General features: G+C 44.0%; 2 protein-coding genes. One reads left to right on the top strand and one right to left on the bottom strand.

The genetic code is table 11. The annotated features are described in order from the left end of the window. Positions 1-111: 111 nt before the first annotated feature. On the bottom strand, positions 112-1275 hold the full coding sequence (locus tag B3O33_RS07830) for a class I SAM-dependent methyltransferase (protein ID WP_292363346.1): 1164 nt from the start codon (positions 1273-1275) through the stop codon (positions 112-114). Positions 1276-1291: 16 nt separating this feature from the next. On the opposite strand from B3O33_RS07830, the gene B3O33_RS07825 reads away from it, so the two are divergent. Continuing rightward, positions 1292-1573 (top strand): SDR family NAD(P)-dependent oxidoreductase (locus tag B3O33_RS07825; protein ID WP_292363345.1); only part of this gene is annotated, 282 nt, incomplete at its 3' end.

The following is a 1573-nucleotide window of genomic DNA, read 5'->3' as shown; positions in this document are numbered from 1 at the left end:
CACATGGCCCTAAAATACAAAACGCCCGATGCGGTGCATCGGGCGTTTTAATCGAAATAAGTGTCAACTTATTTCAGGACAAGACATCTGCTATGAATAAATCAATAAGCCCTAAAGCCGATAACGCAGATCAGCGGATTTTGAACGGAGCATTTCAATATTTTTTGCCATGCTGAGCACTTTAAACAATTCCCCCATCTGTTCTGGCAACAATAAGCGTTTTAATGCTGCAGCCTGCTGCATCTGATGAAAGGCTGGATTTGCATTATCCTGACTAAGATTAAGAATATCACCTGCCAGCAGGAAATCACTCTGTCTTTGATAACCTTCTAGCTGAAGTCCTTTTTCATAAGCAGTTTCAGCCAGCGCAGTGAAATCAACATGAGCAGTGATATCCTGTAAACCCACTAAAATCAGCGGATCATTATGTGCCTGATGATGGTAGTGACAGCGCAACATGCCCTGATGACGCAGTGGATGAAAATAATCACTGGCCTCATAACCATAATCAATTATATAAATGCCACCCTGTTCAAGCATATCGGCAATAGTTGCAAGCCAGGCAGTTGCTTGCATCGCTATTTCAGTCTGATAGGGGAATTGTTCCAGTAAAGGATGAATTTGTTCACAACGAGACTTTAAATGGGTATTGGTTAAGGGTTGTGTCTGCCAATCAAGCTTTGCATTTTTGAGCCCTACTCCGATCTCATGCAGCTGATCTTTTTCAAACAGAACCTGATGTATCGGCATCGCGTCACAGACTTCATTGGCAACGATAACGCCGGTAAACTTGTTGGGAAGCTGATCCAGCCAGACAACCCGGTTTTGCTGGACACCAAAAATTTTATTTATTTTTTGACGCTGTACTTCACGTAAGTGAGCACTTGCTTCAATAATGTAGTAATGTTTTGGCAGGCAGTCGATCTCACTCAGATAGAGCAACAGATCCACGGCCATCTGGCCACTGCCAGCACCAAATTCCAGGCAATCTGCCCCCGGTATTTGTCTGAGCACATCAGCAATATGAATGCCCAGCGCCTGTGAAAATAACGGGCTTATTTCGGGAGCAGTAATAAAATCCCCTGCTTCGCCGATCTTGCTTAATCCACTGCTGTAATAACCGAGTCCAGGTTGGTATAAAGCCATCTGCATAAATTCAGCAAAGCTCAGCCAACCATTACGGTCTTCTATGGTCTGAAAAATCAGTTGCAACAGTTGATCGCTATGCTGTTGCGCAATGGGGTCAGGTGCAGGTAACTTGGCGGTATCTTTCATTTAGTCGGTAATTTCAGTGAATAATCCCATTTTAGTAACAGGTGCCGGAAAGCGAGTCGGATTTCATATCGCTTCCAGGCTAAAGCAGGATGGTTATGAGGTATTGGCACATTACCGTACTGAAACGGATGATGTCCAAAAACTAAAACAATTAGGCATACAGACTGTTCAGGCGGATTTGCAGGATACTGCCAGCATTATGGGGTTTATCGACAAACTGCAGCAATTCAGTCCCGCTTATCGAGGCATTGTGCATAATGCCTCAGCATTTACACCGACAGCAGATGATTTGATTGAC

It is taken from the genome of Methylophaga sp. UBA1464, assembly GCF_002325665.1.
Taxonomy (GTDB): Bacteria; Pseudomonadota; Gammaproteobacteria; order Nitrosococcales; family Methylophagaceae; genus Methylophaga.
The sequence above is the reverse complement of the archived record's forward strand: the minus strand, read 5'-3'. Positions and strand labels throughout refer to the sequence as shown.

Coding starts and splice junctions, on each gene's coding strand:
- B3O33_RS07830 (WP_292363346.1), bottom strand. CDS start 1,275: ATGAAAGATACCGCCAAGTTACCTGCACCTGACCCCATTGCGCAACAG.